The sequence below is a fragment of the Streptomyces sp. YPW6 genome, from assembly GCF_018866325.1.
Taxonomy (GTDB): Bacteria; Actinomycetota; Actinomycetes; order Streptomycetales; family Streptomycetaceae; genus Streptomyces.
Genome location: NZ_CP076457.1, coordinates 3,161,808 through 3,178,862, shown reverse-complemented (window position 1 = coordinate 3,178,862; position 17,055 = coordinate 3,161,808). Strand labels below are relative to the sequence as shown.

Here is a 17,055-nt window from a genome sequence, read left to right as displayed (position 1 = left end):
CCCCTTCTCCACTTGGGGACACATGCGTATTCGTGCCACCGTGGCCGCCGTTTCCGGCGCCCTGGCCCTTTCCGCTCTCGCCGTACCGGCCGTCCAGGCCGATGAGAAGCCCGACGCCGGCGTGAGCCTGCCGTCCGGCACCGATGTCTTCGCCGCTGAGCCCGCCGAGTCGGCGGCGCCCGGCGCGGCCACCGCCAAGACCCGTGGCGGCCGCGCGGCGGAAGTGCCCGTCATCAAGAAGGTCGTCGTCAACGGCGGCAAGGACGTCGTGGTGGGCACGAAGTCCAAGCAGAAGTTCACCATCGCCGTCACGGCCTCGTCGCCGTCCGGCATCGCCGACGCCTTCGCCTACCTGTGGCACGGCCACGCCGACACGGTCGACGGCTTCCTCGGCCCGGTCCAGGAGACCGGCAGCTGCAAGGTCTCGGCCGACCCGACCACCTCCACCTGCACCGTCTCGGTCACCGTCGACCCGCGGTCCGACGACCTCTACACCAGCAGCCTCGCCGGCACCTGGAAGGTCGCGGCCGGAGCGCTCGCGGACACCGGCGGCGAGAACGACTTCGTCTGGAACGACGCCCAGGCGAAGACCCGCGTCCAGCGGTTCTCCAAGCTGACGGTGAACGCGTCCCCCGAGCCGGTGAAGAAGGGCAGGACGCTCACCGTCACCGGCAAGCTCACGCGGGCCAACTGGGACACCAACACGTACAAGGGCTACACCAACCAGCCCGTGAAGCTCCAGTTCAAGAAGAAGGGGGCCAAGAGCTACACGACGGTGAAGACCGTCAGGACCAGCTCCACCGGCACCCTGAAGACCACGGTCAAGGCCTCGGCCGACGGCTACTGGCGCTACAGCTTCGCCGGCACGTCCACCACCCCGGCCGTGTCGGCCGCCGGTGACTTCGTCGACGTGAAGTAGCACCCGGCAGCGCCCCCGGCACCCGGAAGCCCCCGGGAGGATCACCCGTCCTCCCGGGGGCTTCCGTCCGTTGCCTACACCCCGAAGCGCCGCCCCACCCAGCGCCAGACGAACTCCAGCAGGGCGGCCGCCGCCACCGCGATACCGACCGCCGCCCACGGCATCGTCGTGCCGACCAGCTTCAGCGCGAAGAAGTCCTGGAGCCACGGCACCACGAGCACGATCAGGAAGCCGAGCCCCATCGCCGCCACCAGGCCGAGCCGCCACCAGGTGTACGGGCGGGCGATGATCGCCAGGACGTACATCGCGACCAGGAACAGCGTCAGCGTCGCCGCGCTCGTCTCCGCCGCGAGCGCGTCCTCTCCGCTGTAGTGGTGCCGGGCCAGCAGGTACGTGGTGAAGGTGGCCGCCGCCGCGATGACGCCGGAGGGGATCGCGTACCGCATGACCCTGCGGACGAAGTTCGGCCGGGCCCGTTCCTTGTTGGGCGCGAGAGCCAGGAAGAACGCGGGGACCCCGATGGTCAGCGTGGCCAGCAGGGTCAGGTGCCGCGGCAGGAAGGGGTACTCCACCTGGGTGCAGACCACCAGGATCGCCAGCAGCACCGAGTAGACCGTCTTGGTCAGGAAGAGCGTCGCGACCCGGGTGATGTTGCCGATCACCCGGCGGCCCTCGCCCACCACCGACGGCAGCGTCGCGAAGCTGTTGTTCAGCAGCACGATCTGCGCCACCGCGCGCGTCGCCTCCGAGCCCGAACCCATCGAGACGCCGATGTCCGCGTCCTTGAGGGCCAGCACGTCGTTGACGCCGTCGCCGGTCATCGCGACCGTGTGGCCGCGCGACTGGAGGGCGGCCACCATGTCCCGCTTCTGCTGCGGGGTGACCCGGCCGAAGACCGCGTTCTGTTCCATGGCGGTCGCCATCTCGTCCGGGTCGCTGGGCAGCCGGCGGGCGTCGAGGGTGTTCTCCGCGCCCGGGAGGCCCAGCTTCCCGGCGACCGCGCCGACCGAGACCGCGTTGTCGCCGGAGATGACCTTGGTGGCCACGTTCTGGTCGGCGAAGTAGGCGAGCGTGTCGCCCGCGTCCGGCCGCAGCCGCTGCTCCACGACGACCAGGGCGGTGGGGGCGGCTCCCTCGGCCGCGCCGGGCGCGTCGAGATCGTCGCCCTGGACACGGGCCAGCAGCAGCACCCGCAGCCCCTGCTCGTTGAGCTGCCCGACCTCGGCGAGGGCCGCATCGCCTTCGGACAGCAGCACGTCGGGCGCGCCGAGCAGCCAGGCGGAAGCCGTCCCGTCGGCCTCGGTGAACGCCGCGCCGCTGTACTTGCGGGCGGAGGAGAACGGCAGTGCTTCGGTGACCGTCCAGCTCTCCGCGTCGTCGGCGTCCGCCGGATACGCGTCGATGATGGCCTGGAGGCTGGCGTTGGGCCGGGGGTCGGAGGACCCCAGCGTCCGCAGCACCTGCCGTACGTACGCCTCGTCGCTCCCGTTGAGCGGCCGGACCTCCGTGACGTCCATGCCGCCCTCGGTGAGCGTGCCCGTCTTGTCCAGGCAGACCACGTCGACCCGGGCCAGGCCCTCGATGGCGGGCAGCTCCTGCACGAGGCACTGCTTGCGGCCCAGGCGGACGACGCCGATGGCGAAGGCGACGGAGGTGAGGAGCACCAGGCCCTCGGGGATCATCGGGACGATCCCGCCGACGGTCCGGGCGACGGAGTCCTTGACGTTGTTGTCCTTCACGACCAGCTGGCTGATGACCAGCCCGATCGCCGTCGGCACCATCATCCACGTGACGTACTTCAGGATCGCGCTGATGCCGCTGCGCAGCTCCGAGTGGACGAGCGTGAAGCGGGAGGCCTCCTCGGCGAGCTGCGCCGCGTACGCCTCGCGCCCCACCTTGGTCGCGGTGAACGCGCCGCCGCCCGCGACGACGAAGCTGCCCGACATCACGGGGTCCCCGGCCCGCTTGATCACCGGGTCGGCCTCCCCGGTCAGCAGCGACTCGTCGACCTCCAGGCTGTCGGCCTCCACGACCGTGCCGTCCACGACCACCTTGTCCCCGGGCCCCAGCTCGATCACGTCCCCGAGGACGATCTCGTGGGTGGAGATCTCGGCGGCGACGCCGTCGCGGCGCACGGTCGGCTTCGCCTCGCCGATCACCGCGAGGCTGTCCAGGGTCTTCTTGGCCCGCCACTCCTGGATGATGCCGATGCCGGTGTTGGCGACGATCACGAAGCCGAAGAGGCTGTCCTGGATCGGTGCGACGAACAGCATGATCGCCCAGAGCACGCCGATGATCAGGTTGAACCGGGTGAAGACGTTGGCCCGGACGATCTCGGCGAGCGAGCGCGAGGAGCGGACGGGGACGTCGTTGACCTCGCCGCGCGCGACCCGCTCGGCGACCTCGGCGGTGGTCAGACCGTCCGGCCGGCGGGGCGGCGGCGGTGGCTCCACGGGGTGCACGGGATCGAGTTCCGCCCCCGCGTCGATCATGGCCGGCCGGGTGGGTCCGGGAGAATGCTCTCCGGAGGAGTCGAGTGCCCGCTGCGTCATGGGTCCGACGTTACGGGCGCCCGCGGCGAATCTCCCGCCGGGGGGCAGAAGATCCGACCAGGGGAGGACGAAGTCGGTCCCGTGGTCGTACGGGGGAGTCGCCCCGGCGGCCTTCGACGTGCACGGGGAGCCGCACCGGGCCCTCGACGCGGGCGGATCGGCCCGTTCGGTCCGGCCGGTCGGATCAGCCCGTTCGGTCCGGCCGGTCGGTGCTCAGCGCCTTGTCCGCCGCCTCGGCCCCGGCGGCGTCCTTGACCTCGGCGCGGGCGGCGTGGCGCTTGAGGGCGGCGTCGCGGCCGCGCACGTACCAGATCCCGATCAGGCCGAGTCCGGCGCCGGCCAGCGGGGTCCAGACCCACCAGGTGTGGCCGCGGTCGGCGAACCAGCCGTAGAAGGGGAGCTGGGCGAGGAAGAGGACGAACCAGAGGATCGTTCCGCCGACGACGGTGGCGACGACCGGGCCCTCCAGGGGTTCGGGCGCCTCGTGCTGCGGTGTCCACTTCTCCATGGGTTCAGTGTATGGGGCCCCGGACGGCCCACCCTGATCGGCCACGGACGGGGCGATCGGCCGGTGACGGCGCGGCCGATCCGCGGCGACGGGGCGGTCGTCCGACGGCGACGATGCGGCCAGCCGACGGCGACGGGGAGGTCGATCGCCACTGACGGGGCGGTCGGCCCAAGGGTCTACGCGCGGAGATAGCGATCTTCGCTTGATGTATTCATACTGAATCTGCTTTGGGCTGGCTCGAATTGTTCGTCGGAACATCCAAATTCGATCACCTCACGTCCTTTGCTCCGCCTCCCCTACGTACGACTGAGGTCACCCATGCCCCCCTCGGCCACCGTTCCGGTCGACTCCCCGCCCCCCTCGGCTCCGCAGCCCCGGGGCAGCCTGGACCGGTTCTTCAAGATCTCCGAGCGGGGGTCGACCGTCGCGCGCGAGTTCCGCGGCGGCTTCGCCACGTTCTTCGCGATGGCGTACATCATCGTGCTCAACCCGATCATCCTGGGCAGCGCGAAGGACATGTACGGCCACCAGCTCGACAACGGTCAGCTGGTCACCGCCACCGTGCTCTCCGCCGCCTTCTCCACGCTGCTGATGGGCGTCATCGGCAATGTGCCGATCGCACTGGCCGCCGGTCTCGGCGTCAACACCGTCGTCGCGCTCCAGCTGGCGCCCCGGATGAGCTGGCCGGACGCGATGGGCATGGTCGTCCTCGCGGGTGTCGTCGTGATGCTGCTGGTCGCCACTGGGCTGCGGGAACGCGTGATGAACGCCGTGCCGAAGTCGCTCCGCAAGGGCATCGCCATCGGCATCGGCCTGTTCATCCTCCTGATCGGCCTCGTCGACTCCGGCTTCGTCTCGCGCATCCCGGACGCCGCCATGACCACCGTGCCGCTCCAGCTCGGCGGCGACGGCCACCTCAACGGCTGGCCGGTCCTCGTCTTCGTCCTCGGCGCGCTGCTCACGCTCGCGCTGATCGTGCGCAAGGTCCCCGGCGCGATCCTGATCTCGATCATCGCCATGACGGTCGTCGCCGTGGTCATCGACGCGGTGGCGGGTCTGCCCGACGGGGCCTGGGGCCTGACGACGCCCTCGTGGCCGGGCAATCCGGTCTCCGCGCCGGACTTCGGACTGCTCGGCGAGGTCAGCCTGTTCGGCGGCTTCGAGAAGGTCGGCTACCTGACCGGCGTGCTGTTCGTCTTCACCGTGCTGCTCTCCTGCTTCTTCGACGCGATGGGCACCATCCTGGGTGTCGGCGACGAGGCGAAGCTGATGGACGAGAACGGCAGCTTCCCCGGCATCAACAAGGTGCTGTTCGTGGACGGCATCGCGGTCGCCTCGGGCGGGGCGACCTCCGCCTCCGCCACCACGTGCTTCGTGGAGTCCACCGCGGGTGTCGGCGAGGGCGCCCGCACCGGGCTGGCGAGCGTGGTGACCGGTCTGCTCTTCTCGGTGGCGCTGTTCCTCACACCGCTGGCGACCATGGTCCCGTCGCAGGCGGCCACGCCCGCCCTGCTGGCGGTCGGCTTCCTGATCATCGCGGGCTCGGTGCGGGACATCGACTGGAGCGACTACACGCTCGCGGTCCCCGCGTTCCTCGCGATGGTGATGATGCCGTTCACGTACTCGATCACCAACGGCATTGGCATCGGCTTCGTCGCCTTCTCCGTGCTGCGCCTGGCCGCGGGCCGGGGCCGTGAGGTGCCGATCGCAATGTACGTGGTCTCGGCGGTCTTCGTCTTCTACTACGCGATGCCGGCGCTCGGCCTCACGTGACCGGCGGCGTCACACCCCTCCTGGAGCCGAGGGGCGGCGTCACGCTCCCCCGGGAACCGGGGGGCGGCGGCACGCCTTCCGCCGCGTCGCCGTAGAGCCTCTCCGTCTCCTCGACGGCCGCCTTGAAGCGCTCGTCGAAGTCGTCGCGCATGAGCGTCCGGACCACGTAGTCCTGGACGCTCATTCCGCGTTTCGCGGCGTGCTGCCGGAGCCGGTCGAGCAGCTCACCGTCTATCCGCAGGCTGAGCACTGTCGATCCCATGTCCAGCAGGGTCGCCGCCCCGGAGCGTTCCGTGCGTCACTTTCCGCTTCCGACTCACTCGTTCGGGTGATCGGAATGTACGGGAGGTGTAACCGGGTGGTATTTAGGTTTGGTAATGAGTTACGCTAACAAACATGCCTGACCTGATCCACGACGGCGACAGTGCCGCCGCCGTGAGCTCCCTCCGCTCCGCCGTGATGCTGCTGGGCCGTCGCCTGAAGCACCAGCGAGTCGACGAGTCGCTGAGCCCCACCGAGATGTCGGTGCTCGGCACCCTGGCCCGCTGCGGCTCGGCCACCCCCGGTGAGCTGGCCCGCAAGGAGCATGTGCAGCCGCCGTCGATGACCCGCATCGTCGCGCTGCTGGAGGCGAAGGGGCTGGTCAGACTGGAACCGCACCCCGATGACCGTCGGCAGAAGAGGGTCAGCCAGACCGAGCAGGCCGAGGCCATGCTCGCGGAGAGCCGCACCAAGCGGAACGCCTGGCTGGCCCACCTCGCCGAGGGCCTGGACGAGGACGAGTGGGAGACGCTGCGGGCCGCCGCGCCCGTGTTGGAGAAGCTCGCCCACCTGTGACCCCGCGGGCGCGCCGACGGGTGACCCGCCGGACCGTTCCCCGTATCCCGGACACCGCCGGATACGGCCGGACCGGACCGGATCACCGCCGGAGCGCCCGTCGTCACGTCCTCGTCGGACCGCACGCCGCAGACGTACGAGGAGATGAACCCCTTTGAGTACGGGACCCGGAGCAGACTCCGCCCCCGCACCGACTTCCACCCACGAGAGCACGACCGGCGGGACCTTCTCGTCGCTGAAGATCCGTAACTACCGCCTGTTCGCGACGGGCGCCGTGATCTCCAACACCGGTACCTGGATGTCCCGCATCACGCAGGACTGGCTCGTGCTGAGCCTGACCGGTTCCGCCACCGCCGTGGGCATCACCACGGCCCTGCAGTTCCTTCCGATGCTCCTCTTCGGCCTGTACGGCGGCGTCATCGCCGACCGCCTCCCGAAGCGGCGGATCCTGCTCGTCAGCCAGGCCATGCTCGGCCTGTGCGGCATCGCGCTGGCCGCCCTGACCCTCTCCGGGGTCGTGCAGGTCTGGCACGTCTACCTGGTCGCGTTCCTGCTCGGCCTGGTGACCGTCGTCGACAACCCGGCCCGCCAGTCGTTCGTCTCCGAGATGGTCGGCCCCGCGCAGCTGCGCAACGCGGTCAGCCTGAACTCGGCGAACTTCCAGTCCGCCCGGCTCATCGGCCCCGCGGTCGCGGGCGTCCTGATCACCACGGTCGGCAGCGGGTGGGCGTTCCTGCTCAACGGCCTGTCCTTCCTGGCCCCGCTCGTCGGCCTGCTGATGATGCGGACCGACGAACTGCACGCGTCGACGACCGTGCCCCGCGCCAAGGGGCAGCTCCGCGAGGGCCTGAGCTACGTCCGCGGCCGCCCCGAGCTGATCTGGCCGATCGTGCTGGTCGGCTTCGTCGGCACGTTCGGCTTCAACTTCCCGATCTGGCTGACCGCCTTCGCCGACGAGATCTTCGACGGCGGCGCGGGCATGTACTCCTTCTTCAACATCCTGATGGCGACCGGTTCGCTGGCCGGCGCGCTGCTCTCGGCCCGCCGCCGCTCCTCGCGGCTGCGGATGCTGGTGGCGGCGGCCACGGCGTTCGGGCTGCTGGAGATCGCCGCCTCGCTCTCCCCGTACGTCTGGCTGTTCTCGGTGCTCCTGGTCCCGATCGGCATGCTGGGCCTGACGACGAACATCACCGCGAACACGAGCGTCCAGATGGCCGCCGATCCGGAGATGCGGGGCCGGGTGATGAGCCTGTACATGATGGTCTTCGTCGGGGGTACGCCCGTGGGCGCCCCGATCGTCGGCTGGATCAGCGACACGTACGGCGCCCGCACCGGCTTCGCGGCCGGCGGCGCGATCTCGGTGATCGCCGCCCTGGCGGTCGGCTTCGCACTGGCCCGCGTCGGCGGCCTCCGCCTGAAGGTCGACCTGCGACCGGGCCGCCCGCACGTCCGCTTCGTCCCGCGCGAGCAGCTGGCGACGGCGGCGTAGGCCGCACGGAGCCGCCCCCTCCCGGACCGGGCGGGGGCGGCTCCGCCGTCGAGGATCAATCTGATCTCCCAGCGCGTGTCCCGCTGCGGCGACATGGGAACGGTCCCCTCGACGATCCCGACCTCGAATCCCTCGGGGGTGGGCTCAAGCCACTCGGACATCTCGTCCGGAGTGCGCGCGTCGCTGGTGTCGGGCATGTCCATCCTGTCGGTGTCCACGACGGTCATCGTGCCGCTCCTCCCCGCTGCCGCAGGGGCGTGCGGGCAGCCGCGTGGGACACGACAGGCCCGGCGTCCCGGACACGCCCGGACCTGCCAGACTCGCGCTCATGAGCAGCCGCGACCCCCGTCGTCCGCCCGCCCAGCGCCTCTTCGCCGCCGTCCTGCCGCCCGACGCGGCCGTCGCCGAGCTCCGTACGGCTCTCGCGCCGCTGCACTCCCTGCCGGGAGCGCGGGACCTGCGCTGGACCGGCCCCGAGGGCTGGCACGTCACCCTGGCGTTCTACGGGGAGGTGCCCGGGGACGTACGGCCGGAGCTGGAGGTACGCCTGGAGCGGGCCGCGCGCCGTACCGAGCCCTTCGCGCTCCGGGTGCACGGGGCCGGGCACTTCGGCGGGCGGGCGCTGTGGGCCGGGGCGGCGGGCGGCCTCGGCACGCTGCGGCTGCTCGCCGAGCGCGCGGAGGCCGCCGCCCGGCGGGCCGGGCTGCCGGTGGAGGAGCACCGCCGTTTCACCCCGCACCTCACGCTGGCCCGCAGCCGGGGCGCGGCGGACCTGCGGCCCTTCGCCGCGGCCCTGGCCGGGTTCGAGGGGCAGCGCTGGGAGGCCGGGCGGCTCACGCTCGTACAGAGCCGTCTGCCGGCGTCCGGGGTGCCGGGGGAGCGGCCGCGCTACACGACGGTGCGGGCCTGGCCGCTGGGCGGGTGAGCGGGTGAGTGGGTGAGCGGGTGGCGGCCCGGGGCGGGCGGGGCACCGGACGGGCGATCCCGCTACGAGGCCCGGCGGCCGGGCCCGGCGTGTGGTGCCGCTCGGCGCCCCGGCGCCCCGTCGGCAGGCCGGGCGAGCGGTGTCGCTGCGCCGGCCCGGGGCGGCCTGGCAGCGGGACCGGTGAGCGGTGCGGTTAGGCTCGAAGGGTGGACCCGAAGACCAGAAACCGCATCATGGCCGCCGTGCTCGTGCTCATGTTCCTCGTCGTCGCCGTGGGGGCCGCTCTCGGCGGCTGAGCCCCGGTGTGCCGCCGGGCGGTGCGACACGCCGCGGGGCGGCCCGGCGCGTCCGTGAGGCGTCCGGGGTGCGTGCTTGCCTGGAGTGGACTCGAAGGAGTTGGCTGGGGCGCCATGAGGTACACACAGCTCGGACGTACGGGACTCAAGGTCAGCCGGCTCGTCCTCGGGACGATGAACTTCGGCCCGCAGACCAACGAGTCGGACAGTCACGCGATCATGGACTCCGCGCTCGGCGCGGGCCTGAACTTCTTCGACACGGCCAACGTCTACGGCTGGGGCGAGAACAAGGGGCGCACCGAGGAGATCCTCGGCACCTGGTTCGCCCAGGGCGGCGGCCGGAGGGACAAGGTGGTCCTGGCCACCAAGATGTACGGGAACATGGGCGCCGACGGCGAGGCCTGGCCCAACCACGACAAGCTCTCCGCCGTGAACATCCGGCGTGCGGTCGACGCCTCGCTGAAGCGCCTGCAGACCGACCACATCGACCTGTACCAGTTCCACCACGTCGACCGGAACACGCCCTTCGACGAGATCTGGCAGGCGATCGACGTCCTGGTCCAGCAGGGCAAGATCCTCTACGCCGGATCGTCCAACTTCTCCGGCTACAAGATCGCCCAGGCCAACGAGCAGGCCGCCCGGCGCGGTTCGCTCGGCCTGGTCAGCGAGCAGTGCATCTACAACCTCGTCGAGCGCCGCGCCGAGATGGAGGTCATCCCGGCCGCGCAGGAGTACGGCCTCGGGGTCATCCCCTGGTCCCCGCTGCACGGCGGCCTGCTGGGCGGCGTGATCAGGAAGACCGCCGAGGGCGGCCGCCGCGCCTCGGGCCGCGCGGCCGACGCCCTGGCCGACCCCGCCACCCGTGACCGGCTCCAGGCGTACGAGGACCTGCTCGACAAGCACGGCCTGGAGCCCGGCGAAGCGGCCCTGGCCTGGCTGCTGACCCGCCCCGGCGTCACGGGCCCGATCGTCGGCCCGCGCACCGCCGACCAGCTGGACAGCGCGCTGCGGGCCCTGGAGCTGGACCTCCCGGAGGAGGTGCTCACCGGCCTGGACGAGATCTTCCCGGGGCCGGGCCCCTCGCCGGAGGCGTTCGCCTGGTAGCGCCGACGGGAACCGAAGGGGGGCGTCCGGCACGGTGCCACCGTGCCGGACGCCTTGCTGCACCGGCGGCCGGTCCTGCCGGGCGGCGGTCAGAACGGCATGTGGCCGCGGGCGCGGCGGCCGGCCGAGCCGCTGCGGCCGACGGCCTTGGAGCTGCTGCGGAACGGCTTGCTGAAGAGGCGGCCCAGGACGCCGGGAGCTTTGCCTCCGGCGCGCGAGCCCAGGCCCAGCGTGCGCTGTGTACCGCGTTCCGGGTGGCGCGAGAGGCGCGGCACGAGGAAGGCGAGTACGAGGAGAACGGCGCAGACCGCGACTATTCCGACGACCATCATGGTGGGTCCCTTTCCTGTGCTGCCGTTGGCGGGTGGTGTCTGCCACGCGTGCCCGATCACCGGTGGGCGAACCCTCCGTGCTGTGCCGTTGTCCGCACGCGGGGGACGGGTCCGGTCTGATCGGGAGATACCGGGGCAGGAGTTGCTGGGCCGGGCCCGTGGGGGGCGACCGCCCGGCGGACGACGAACCACGAAGCACGAAGAAGAGGAGGGACGCAACGATGTCTCCGGTGACCGAGAAGTGGGGCGAGGTCCTGCGCACGCATCTGGCTCTCGGCGAGGAGGGATCGCCCGTGCGGGCCGCCGCCGCGTTCTCCGCCGAGGCCGGGTTCTTCGCCGTCGCGGGGCGGGGCGACGAGGACGGGTGGCCGTACTTCCGCTCGGTGGAGTGCGACGCGGAGGGCGCGGAAGCGGACGAAATCGAGGCCCTGTGCACCGTGTGCGCGGAAGCCGTCCACCCCCGGGGGCTGCGGATCGCGGGCACGCTCTGGCGGCGGGAGAGCCGCGAGGTGATCTCCGACGTCGTCACCGGGAGCGAGCTGGAACTCGCCCTGCTGCGCGACGGCGACCGCGCGATGTGGGTCGTCCGGGCGGCGCAGGGAGTCTGCACGTTCGTGCTGGTGGACGGGACCGGCGAAGCGCGGGTCTCCGAGGCACGGTCCCTGGCCTTGGACTTCGACTCCTACCTGGTCGGACAGGGGTACTGATCCCGGAGGCATCGGCCCTGTCCCGGCCGGCCGCCATCCCGGGATGACGGCCTCTGTCGCCATGTCTGCGGGCGGCGCATGCGGGGCGGCGAGGCCGAAGTACCTACGTCATGTTTCCTGAGGTTCATGCCTGCTCGTCCGTCGACATGCTGGCTGCTTCCCCGCGAACCCGTCCAGCGCCGCCAGCACCGCCCGCCGGGTCTCCGTGCCGCCCATGTGGCCCGCGTTGTCGATGACCGTCAGTGTGGCGTCGGGCCAGGCGCGGTCGAGTTCCCAGGCGGTCATCAGCGGGCCCGCGAGGTCGAAGCGGCCGTGGATCAGGGCGGCCGGGATGCCGGTCAGGCGGTGGGCGCGGGCGAGCAGTCGGCCCTCCTCCAGCCAGGCTCCGTGGGCGAAGTAGTGGGAGCAGATCCGGACGAGCGCCAGCTGGTCGCGGCCCGGTCGGCTGCCGTACGGGGGCGGGCCCGGGATCGCCTCCATCGACAGGACCGCGTCCTCCCAGGCGCACCAGTCCGCCGTCGCCTTCTCCCGTACGGCGGCGTCCTCGCTCTCCATCCGGCGGGCGTACGCCGCGACCAGGCCGGCCGGGTCGTCCGTCTCGGGGACGCCCGCGCGGAAGGCGGCCCAGGCCTCGGGGAAGAGCCGGCCGACGCCCCGGTAGAGCCAGTCGATCTCGCTGCGGCGGGTCGTCGTCACCGCCGGGATCACCACCTCCGTGACCCGCTCCGGGTGCTCCTCGGCGTACGCCAGGATCAGCGTCGAGCCCCACGAGCCCCCGTACAGCAGCCACGTGTCGATGTTCAGGTGCTCCCGCAGGCGTTCCATGTCGGCGATCAGGTGGGCCGTCGTGTTGTGCCGCATGTCCGTCGCCGGATCGCTCGCGTGCGGTGTCGAGCGTCCACAGCCCCGCTGGTCGAAGAGGACCACCCGGTAGCGGTCCGGGTCGAAGTACCGGCGGGAGCGGGGCGTGCTGCCCGAGCCGGGGCCGCCGTGCACCACGAGGGCCGGCTTGCCGTCCGGGTTGCCGCACACCTCCCAGTACACGAGGTTGCCGTCCCCGACCTCCAGCATGCCGCTCGCGTACGGCTCGATCGGCGGGTACAGCGTGTCGTCGCGTGTCCGTTCCATCCCCGGGCCCTCCCTCGTGCGTCGGCCTGGCAGCCTACGGCAGCGGCGTAGCCTGGACGCCGTGAACGCCGCTCCCCGGATCCTCGCCCGTATCGCCGGTCTGCTGGCCGCCGCCGCTCCCGGCGAGCGCGGCGCGCTGTGGCATCTGGCGGAGCCGGGAAGGGAGTTGGACGCCAATCTGGTGCGGCTGCCGTCCGGCGCCGAGGTCGGTGAGCACCAGGAGGACGTGCTCGATGTGCTGCTCCTCGTGCTGGAGGGGGCGGGCGGGCTGACGGCGGGCGGCGCGGCCCTGGACCTCGCGCCCGGCGCCGTTCTCTGGCTGCCCCGCACGTCCCGGCGCGCGCTGGCGGCGGGGCCGGACGGGCTCACGTACCTCACCGTCCACCGCCGTCGCCCCGGCCTCGCGATCAAGCCGTCGGGCGGGGCGGTCGACGGGGGCGAGGGGCCCTGCATGCTGGACCGGGTCTGCCCGGAGTGCGGGCGGCTGTCGCAGGACCCCGCGCCGGTGTTCTGCAGCCGGTGCGGGGAGCGGTTCCCGGAGCGGTGAGCCGGGGGAACTCCAGCGTCATCGCGATCCTCGCGGGCCTCCCGGTACCGCGGCCTCAGAACCCCTCGCACTCCGTCAGTTCCGGTCGCCCCGGGGGGTTCTTGTCGCCCACCAGGCCCGACAGGTTCTCCTTGTACATGTCCTCCCAGACCCGGCCGGCCAGGATCGTCCGCAGTGCCGAGCACACCTCGCGCTTCAGCGTCGGGGTCCCCGGCCGCATCGCCACGCCGTAGCCCTCCGCGCCCCGGATGTTCTCCAGCCGCCGCACCTTGCCCGGGTTCGCCTCGGCGTACCCGGCGAGGATGATGTCGTCCGAGGCCACCGCGTACACGTCGGACTCCGGGTCCAGCAGCCTGTCCAGGCAGTCCTGATAGGTGTTGGGCTGCGACTTCGCCAGGGTGAAGCCCTGCTGCGGCAGCGCCTTCTCGTACGTCGACTCCCGTGCCGTGCACACCTCGACGCCCAGGTCCCGCAGATCGCTGGAGTCGTCGATCGCGTACTTCGCCGACTTCTCGCGGACCAGGAAGCCCCGGCTCGCCTCGTAGTACGGGCCCGCGAAGTCGACGCTGTAGCCGTCGGGGCCGGCCGACTTGCGGTCGTCGGTGATGCTGTACGAGGCGATGACCAGGTCCACCTGCTTGGTCTTCAGCGCGGTGGACCGGTAGTCCGTGGCGACCGTGGTGAAGGCGACCTCGCCCCTGCCGTACCCCATGCTCTCGGCGATCGCGTAGGCCAGGTCGATGTCGTACCCCCGGTACGTGCGCGTCTTGTCGTCGAACTTGCTCAGACCGGGCTGGTCGTCCTTGACGCCGATCTCCAGGGTGGGGTGCGTGTCCTTCCACCGCTCCTGGCTGCCGCTGTTGTCCTGCTCCCGGTCCTCTCCCCGGTCTTGCGACCGGTCCTCCGCCGCGCCGGCCCGGTCGCCCCGGCCACCTTCCTCGCCCCGCGTGGCCAGCCAGCCCGCGCCGGCCAGCAGCGCCACGCACACGACGGCCGCCGTGATCCGCCACGTCCGGTAGCGGGCGCCGCGCCCGCTCGCCGACGGAGGGGAAGGCGGAGGCGCGGGGGCGGGCGCGGCGGGTGCCGGAGTCCTGATGTCCGTGCGCGGTACGGGCGTCGGCGTCGGCGAGGGGTCCGGGACGGCGACCGCCGTGGGCGGATGCGTCGCTCCGCCCGCCGCGCCCGCGTCCGGGGCGGCGGGGTCGTCGAGCACCTCGCGGAGCATCGCCTCCGCCGTGGCCGCGTCCAGCCGCTCCCGGGGGTCGGCGGCCAACAGCCCCTGGATGACGGGGGCGAGCGGACCGGCGTACCGGAAGGCGGGGTCCGGGGACTGCCGGATGTTCTCCTGGACCTCCCACACCTCGTGCCCGGCGAAGGGCACGCGGCCCTCGACCGCCTCGTACAGCGTGACGCCGAGCGCCCACAGGTCGGAGGCGGGCGTGGGGCCGGGGGAGGCGGGAGCGAAGAGCTCGGGGGCCAGGTAGGAGGAGGTGCCGATGACGCTGCCGGTCCGGGTCACCCGGTCCGCGCCCTCGAAGGTGGCGATACCGAAGTCGACCAGGATCGCGAGGCCGTCGTCCCGGACGAGGACGTTGCCGGGCTTCACGTCGCGGTGGACCACCGATGCCGCGTGGACCGCCCGCAGGCCCTGGAGGACCTGGAGGCCGATGGTGGCGGCGCGCGGTACGGCGAGGACGCCGTCGCGGCTCAACAGGTCCCCGAGGGACCGTGCTTCGAGCAGCTTCATCACGATCCAGACCTGGTGGTCGGTCTCGACCCGGTCGTGGACCGTCACCACGTTCTGGTGCTCGATCCTGGCGATGGCCTCCGCCTCGCGCCGGGCGCGCTGCATCGCCGTCGCCTGCGTGTCCGCGGTCATGGCGTTCCGGTCCAGCAGGCCCTTCACCGCGACGTACCTGCGCAGCCGCCGGTCGTGGGCCTTCCAGACCTCGCCCATCCCGCCGCTGCCGATCCGCTCCAGCAGTTCGTAGCGTCCGTCGATGACGGTCCGGGGGGAGGCGTCGTCCGCCCGGCGCCCGTCCTGCCCGTCGTCCGTTCGGCCGGCCCTGTCGTCGTTGTGCATACGCCCCCCTGCGCACTCCATGGACCAGGCCAGATTAGACACCCGTCAGGCAGCCGCGCCGCCGTTGCTCCTCAGCAACTGGCCGTTGATCCACTGGCCTTCGGGGGAGCACAGGAAGTCCACCAGATGAGCGGTGTCCCGCGGCGTGCCGATCCGGCCGAGCGGGGTCCCCCGGATCAGGGCCTCGCGCAGGTCGTCGGTCATCCATCCGGTGTCGATGGGGCCGGGGTTGACGACGTTCGCCGTCACTCCGAGGTGGGCCAGCTCGTGGGCGGCGGCGAGGGTGATGCGGTCCAGAGCCCCCTTGCTCGCGCCGTACGGGAGGTTGCCCACGGTGTGGTCGCTGGTGAGCGCGACGATCCGGCCGGTGGCTGCTCCGCTGCCGGGAGCGGTGGCGTTGCCGGATGCGGTGCGGAAGCGCAGCCCGTACTCCCGGATCAGCAGCCAACTGGCCCGTGCGTTCACCGCGAAGTGCCGGTCGAACGCCTCCACGGTGGTGTCCAGCAGCCCCGAGTCGACCGACTCCGCGTGCGAGAGGACGAGCGCGGTCACCGGCCCGCCGAGGCGCTGTTCGGCCTCGTCGAAGATGCGGGCCGGCGCGTCGGGGTCGGTGAGGTCCGCCTCGATCGCCGCCGTACAGGCTCCGGCCTCCGCCAGCTCCTGCGCGATGGACGCCGCGGCCCCGGGCTCGGCGCCCCACTCCATACGGCGGTCGTAGGGCGTCCAGTAGGTGAAGGCGACGTCCCAGCCGGAGGCCGCCAGCCGCCGCGCGATGCCCGCTCCGATGCCGATGCTGCGGCCGACGCCGGTGATCAGGGCGATGGGGCGGGACGGGGCGGGAGCGGGGGAACCGGTGGGCTGCGGGGTGGTCGTCACGCGGTGATCCTTCGTGACCCGTAGGCGTACGTCAATGACGTTTCCGGTCACCCGGGCAGGGGCCGTTTCTCCCCGCTGACCCGCGCTGACCTGCGGTGACCCATCTTCCTGGTGGACGGACGCGATCTTTCTGTTTCCCCTCGGCGATCCCCGCTCCTAGCGTGGACGACGGAAACCGCAACGAACGGTACATATCGGAGAGAGGGATCCGTCATGGGCGAGCAGCAGTCGTTGAAGGGCAGGACCGCCGTCGTCGCCGGAGGTGCGAAGAACCTCGGTGGCCTGATCAGCCGCTCGCTCGGTGAGGCCGGAGCGAACGTCGTCGTCCACTACCACGGCGAGAACACCGCAGCCGATGCCGAGAAGACGGCGGAGGCCGTACGGGGCACGGGCGCCCAGGCCGTCGTCGTCCGCGAGGACCTGACCCGTGTCGAGGGGGTACGGAACCTCTTCGACCAGGCGCTCGACGCCTTCGGCGGGGTGGACGTCGCCGTGAACACCACGGGCATGGTGCTGCGGAAGCCGATCGCCGGGACGACCGAGGAGGAGTACGACCGCATGTTCGCGATCAACTCCAAGGCGGCGTACTTCTTCCTCCAGGAGGCGGGAGCCCGTCTCAACGACGGCGGCCGCATCGTCAGCCTGGTGACGTCCCTGCTCGCCGCGTTCACCGACGGGTACTCCACCTACGCGGGGGCGAAGGCCCCGCTGGAGCACTTCACCCGGGCGGCGGCCAAGGAGTTCGCGCCGCGCGGCATCGCGGTGAACAATGTGGCCCCGGGGCCGATGGACACGCCGTTCTTCTACCCGCAGGAGACGCCGGAGCGCGTGGAGTTCCACAAGTCCCAGGCGATGGGCGGACGGCTGACGGAGATCGAGGACATCGCCCCGCTGGTGAAATTCCTCGTCACCGAGGGAGGCTGGATCACCGGTCAGACGATCTTCGCCAACGGCGGCTACACGGTCCGCTGAGCGGCGG

Annotated in this window: 16 protein-coding genes and 1 pseudogene; 9 read left to right on the top strand and 8 right to left on the bottom strand. The window is 71.9% G+C overall.

What is annotated here, in order from left to right; all coding sequences use genetic code 11:
- Positions 1-22 precede the first annotated feature (22 nt).
- Positions 23-919 (top strand): calcium-binding protein, encoded by an 897-nt coding sequence (locus KME66_RS13865; protein ID WP_073219562.1) that lies wholly within the window; start codon positions 23-25, stop codon positions 917-919.
- Between the two features lie 74 nt (positions 920-993).
- On the opposite strand, the gene KME66_RS13860 is transcribed toward KME66_RS13865, so the two are convergent.
- Both KME66_RS13860 and KME66_RS13855 read right to left on the bottom strand, forming a co-directional pair.
- Entirely contained in the window at positions 994-3,471 is a 2,478-nt protein-coding gene (locus KME66_RS13860) for an HAD-IC family P-type ATPase (RefSeq protein ID WP_216322339.1), read from the bottom strand.
- Between the two features lie 184 nt (positions 3,472-3,655).
- A complete protein-coding gene (locus KME66_RS13855; protein ID WP_073219567.1) occupies positions 3,656-3,979 on the bottom strand; it encodes a DUF2530 domain-containing protein in 324 nt (107 codons plus the stop codon).
- Positions 3,980-4,297: 318 nt separating this feature from the next.
- Between KME66_RS13855 and KME66_RS13850 the strand changes: the two genes are divergently transcribed.
- Complete coding sequence (locus tag KME66_RS13850; RefSeq protein ID WP_073219570.1) at positions 4,298-5,752, top strand: NCS2 family permease; 1,455 nt, start codon at positions 4,298-4,300, stop codon at positions 5,750-5,752.
- Here KME66_RS13850 and KME66_RS13845 read toward each other — a convergent pair.
- Positions 5,745-6,014, bottom strand: a complete 270-nt coding sequence (locus KME66_RS13845; protein WP_073219572.1) for a hypothetical protein — start codon at positions 6,012-6,014, stop codon at positions 5,745-5,747. The genes KME66_RS13850 and KME66_RS13845 overlap by 8 nt on opposite strands.
- 134 nt (positions 6,015-6,148) lie before the next feature.
- Here KME66_RS13845 and KME66_RS13840 point away from each other — a divergent pair, with 134 nt between their 5' ends.
- Positions 6,149-6,589 (top strand): MarR family winged helix-turn-helix transcriptional regulator, encoded by a 441-nt coding sequence (locus tag KME66_RS13840; protein WP_006126571.1) that lies wholly within the window; start codon positions 6,149-6,151, stop codon positions 6,587-6,589.
- Positions 6,590-6,743: 154 nt separating this feature from the next.
- Positions 6,744-8,078 carry an MFS transporter gene (locus tag KME66_RS13835; protein ID WP_073219575.1) on the top strand — a complete coding sequence of 445 codons (1,335 nt, stop codon included), beginning with the start codon at positions 6,744-6,746 and terminating at the stop codon, positions 8,076-8,078.
- 62 nt (positions 8,079-8,140) lie between these two features.
- Here the strand turns inward: KME66_RS13835 and KME66_RS33920 are convergent.
- Positions 8,141-8,305 (bottom strand): annotated as a pseudogene (locus KME66_RS33920) (Uma2 family endonuclease); the annotation flags it as partial.
- A 101-nt stretch (positions 8,306-8,406) separates the two neighbouring features.
- On the opposite strand from KME66_RS33920, the gene thpR reads away from it, so the two are divergent.
- On the top strand, positions 8,407-9,003 hold the full coding sequence (thpR, locus tag KME66_RS13830; protein ID WP_216322336.1) for an RNA 2',3'-cyclic phosphodiesterase: 597 nt from the start codon (positions 8,407-8,409) through the stop codon (positions 9,001-9,003).
- A gap of 410 nt (positions 9,004-9,413) precedes the next feature.
- Entirely contained in the window at positions 9,414-10,403 is a 990-nt protein-coding gene (locus KME66_RS13825; RefSeq protein ID WP_073219581.1) for an aldo/keto reductase, read from the top strand.
- An 89-nt stretch (positions 10,404-10,492) separates the two neighbouring features.
- Here the strand turns inward: KME66_RS13825 and KME66_RS13820 are convergent, their stop codons facing one another.
- Positions 10,493-10,735 carry a DUF6411 family protein gene (locus KME66_RS13820; protein WP_073219583.1) on the bottom strand — a complete coding sequence of 81 codons (243 nt, stop codon included), beginning with the start codon at positions 10,733-10,735 and terminating at the stop codon, positions 10,493-10,495.
- A 221-nt stretch (positions 10,736-10,956) separates the two neighbouring features.
- Here KME66_RS13820 and KME66_RS13815 point away from each other — a divergent pair, with 221 nt between their 5' ends.
- A complete protein-coding gene (locus KME66_RS13815) occupies positions 10,957-11,442 on the top strand; it encodes a hypothetical protein (RefSeq protein WP_216322333.1) in 486 nt (161 codons plus the stop codon).
- 108 nt (positions 11,443-11,550) lie between these two features.
- Here the strand turns inward: KME66_RS13815 and pip are convergent, their stop codons facing one another.
- Complete coding sequence (gene pip, locus KME66_RS13810; RefSeq protein WP_216322331.1) at positions 11,551-12,570, bottom strand: prolyl aminopeptidase; 1,020 nt, start codon at positions 12,568-12,570, stop codon at positions 11,551-11,553.
- A gap of 61 nt (positions 12,571-12,631) precedes the next feature.
- Between pip and KME66_RS13805 the strand changes: the two genes are divergently transcribed.
- Complete coding sequence (locus KME66_RS13805) at positions 12,632-13,117, top strand: hypothetical protein (RefSeq protein ID WP_216322327.1); 486 nt, start codon at positions 12,632-12,634, stop codon at positions 13,115-13,117.
- A gap of 55 nt (positions 13,118-13,172) precedes the next feature.
- On the opposite strand, the gene KME66_RS13800 is transcribed toward KME66_RS13805, so the two are convergent.
- A complete protein-coding gene (locus KME66_RS13800) occupies positions 13,173-15,200 on the bottom strand; it encodes a serine/threonine-protein kinase (protein ID WP_216322324.1) in 2,028 nt (675 codons plus the stop codon).
- A gap of 45 nt (positions 15,201-15,245) precedes the next feature.
- Positions 15,246-16,076 carry an SDR family oxidoreductase gene (locus KME66_RS13795; RefSeq protein ID WP_216322321.1) on the bottom strand — a complete coding sequence of 277 codons (831 nt, stop codon included), beginning with the start codon at positions 16,074-16,076 and terminating at the stop codon, positions 15,246-15,248.
- 213 nt (positions 16,077-16,289) lie between these two features.
- Between KME66_RS13795 and KME66_RS13790 the strand changes: the two genes are divergently transcribed.
- Positions 16,290-17,048 carry an SDR family oxidoreductase gene (locus tag KME66_RS13790; RefSeq protein WP_073219601.1) on the top strand — a complete coding sequence of 253 codons (759 nt, stop codon included), beginning with the start codon at positions 16,290-16,292 and terminating at the stop codon, positions 17,046-17,048.
- Positions 17,049-17,055 lie beyond the last annotated feature (7 nt).

Excerpts from the sequence above, each read along its gene's own strand:
- KME66_RS13865 (WP_073219562.1), top strand. The coding sequence starts at position 23 with ATGCGTATTCGTGCCACCGTGGCCGCCGTTTCCGGCGCCCTGGCCCTT.
- KME66_RS13860 (WP_216322339.1), bottom strand. The coding sequence starts at position 3,471 with ATGACGCAGCGGGCACTCGACTCCTCCGGAGAGCATTCTCCCGGACCC.
- KME66_RS13855 (WP_073219567.1), bottom strand. The coding sequence starts at position 3,979 with ATGGAGAAGTGGACACCGCAGCACGAGGCGCCCGAACCCCTGGAGGGC.
- KME66_RS13850 (WP_073219570.1), top strand. The coding sequence starts at position 4,298 with ATGCCCCCCTCGGCCACCGTTCCGGTCGACTCCCCGCCCCCCTCGGCT.
- KME66_RS13845 (WP_073219572.1), bottom strand. The coding sequence starts at position 6,014 with ATGGGATCGACAGTGCTCAGCCTGCGGATAGACGGTGAGCTGCTCGAC.
- KME66_RS13840 (WP_006126571.1), top strand. The coding sequence starts at position 6,149 with ATGCCTGACCTGATCCACGACGGCGACAGTGCCGCCGCCGTGAGCTCC.
- thpR (WP_216322336.1), top strand. The coding sequence starts at position 8,407 with ATGAGCAGCCGCGACCCCCGTCGTCCGCCCGCCCAGCGCCTCTTCGCC.
- KME66_RS13825 (WP_073219581.1), top strand. The coding sequence starts at position 9,414 with ATGAGGTACACACAGCTCGGACGTACGGGACTCAAGGTCAGCCGGCTC.
- KME66_RS13820 (WP_073219583.1), bottom strand. The coding sequence starts at position 10,735 with ATGATGGTCGTCGGAATAGTCGCGGTCTGCGCCGTTCTCCTCGTACTC.
- KME66_RS13815 (WP_216322333.1), top strand. The coding sequence starts at position 10,957 with ATGTCTCCGGTGACCGAGAAGTGGGGCGAGGTCCTGCGCACGCATCTG.
- pip (WP_216322331.1), bottom strand. The coding sequence starts at position 12,570 with ATGGAACGGACACGCGACGACACGCTGTACCCGCCGATCGAGCCGTAC.
- KME66_RS13800 (WP_216322324.1), bottom strand. The coding sequence starts at position 15,200 with ATGCACAACGACGACAGGGCCGGCCGAACGGACGACGGGCAGGACGGG.
- KME66_RS13790 (WP_073219601.1), top strand. The coding sequence starts at position 16,290 with ATGGGCGAGCAGCAGTCGTTGAAGGGCAGGACCGCCGTCGTCGCCGGA.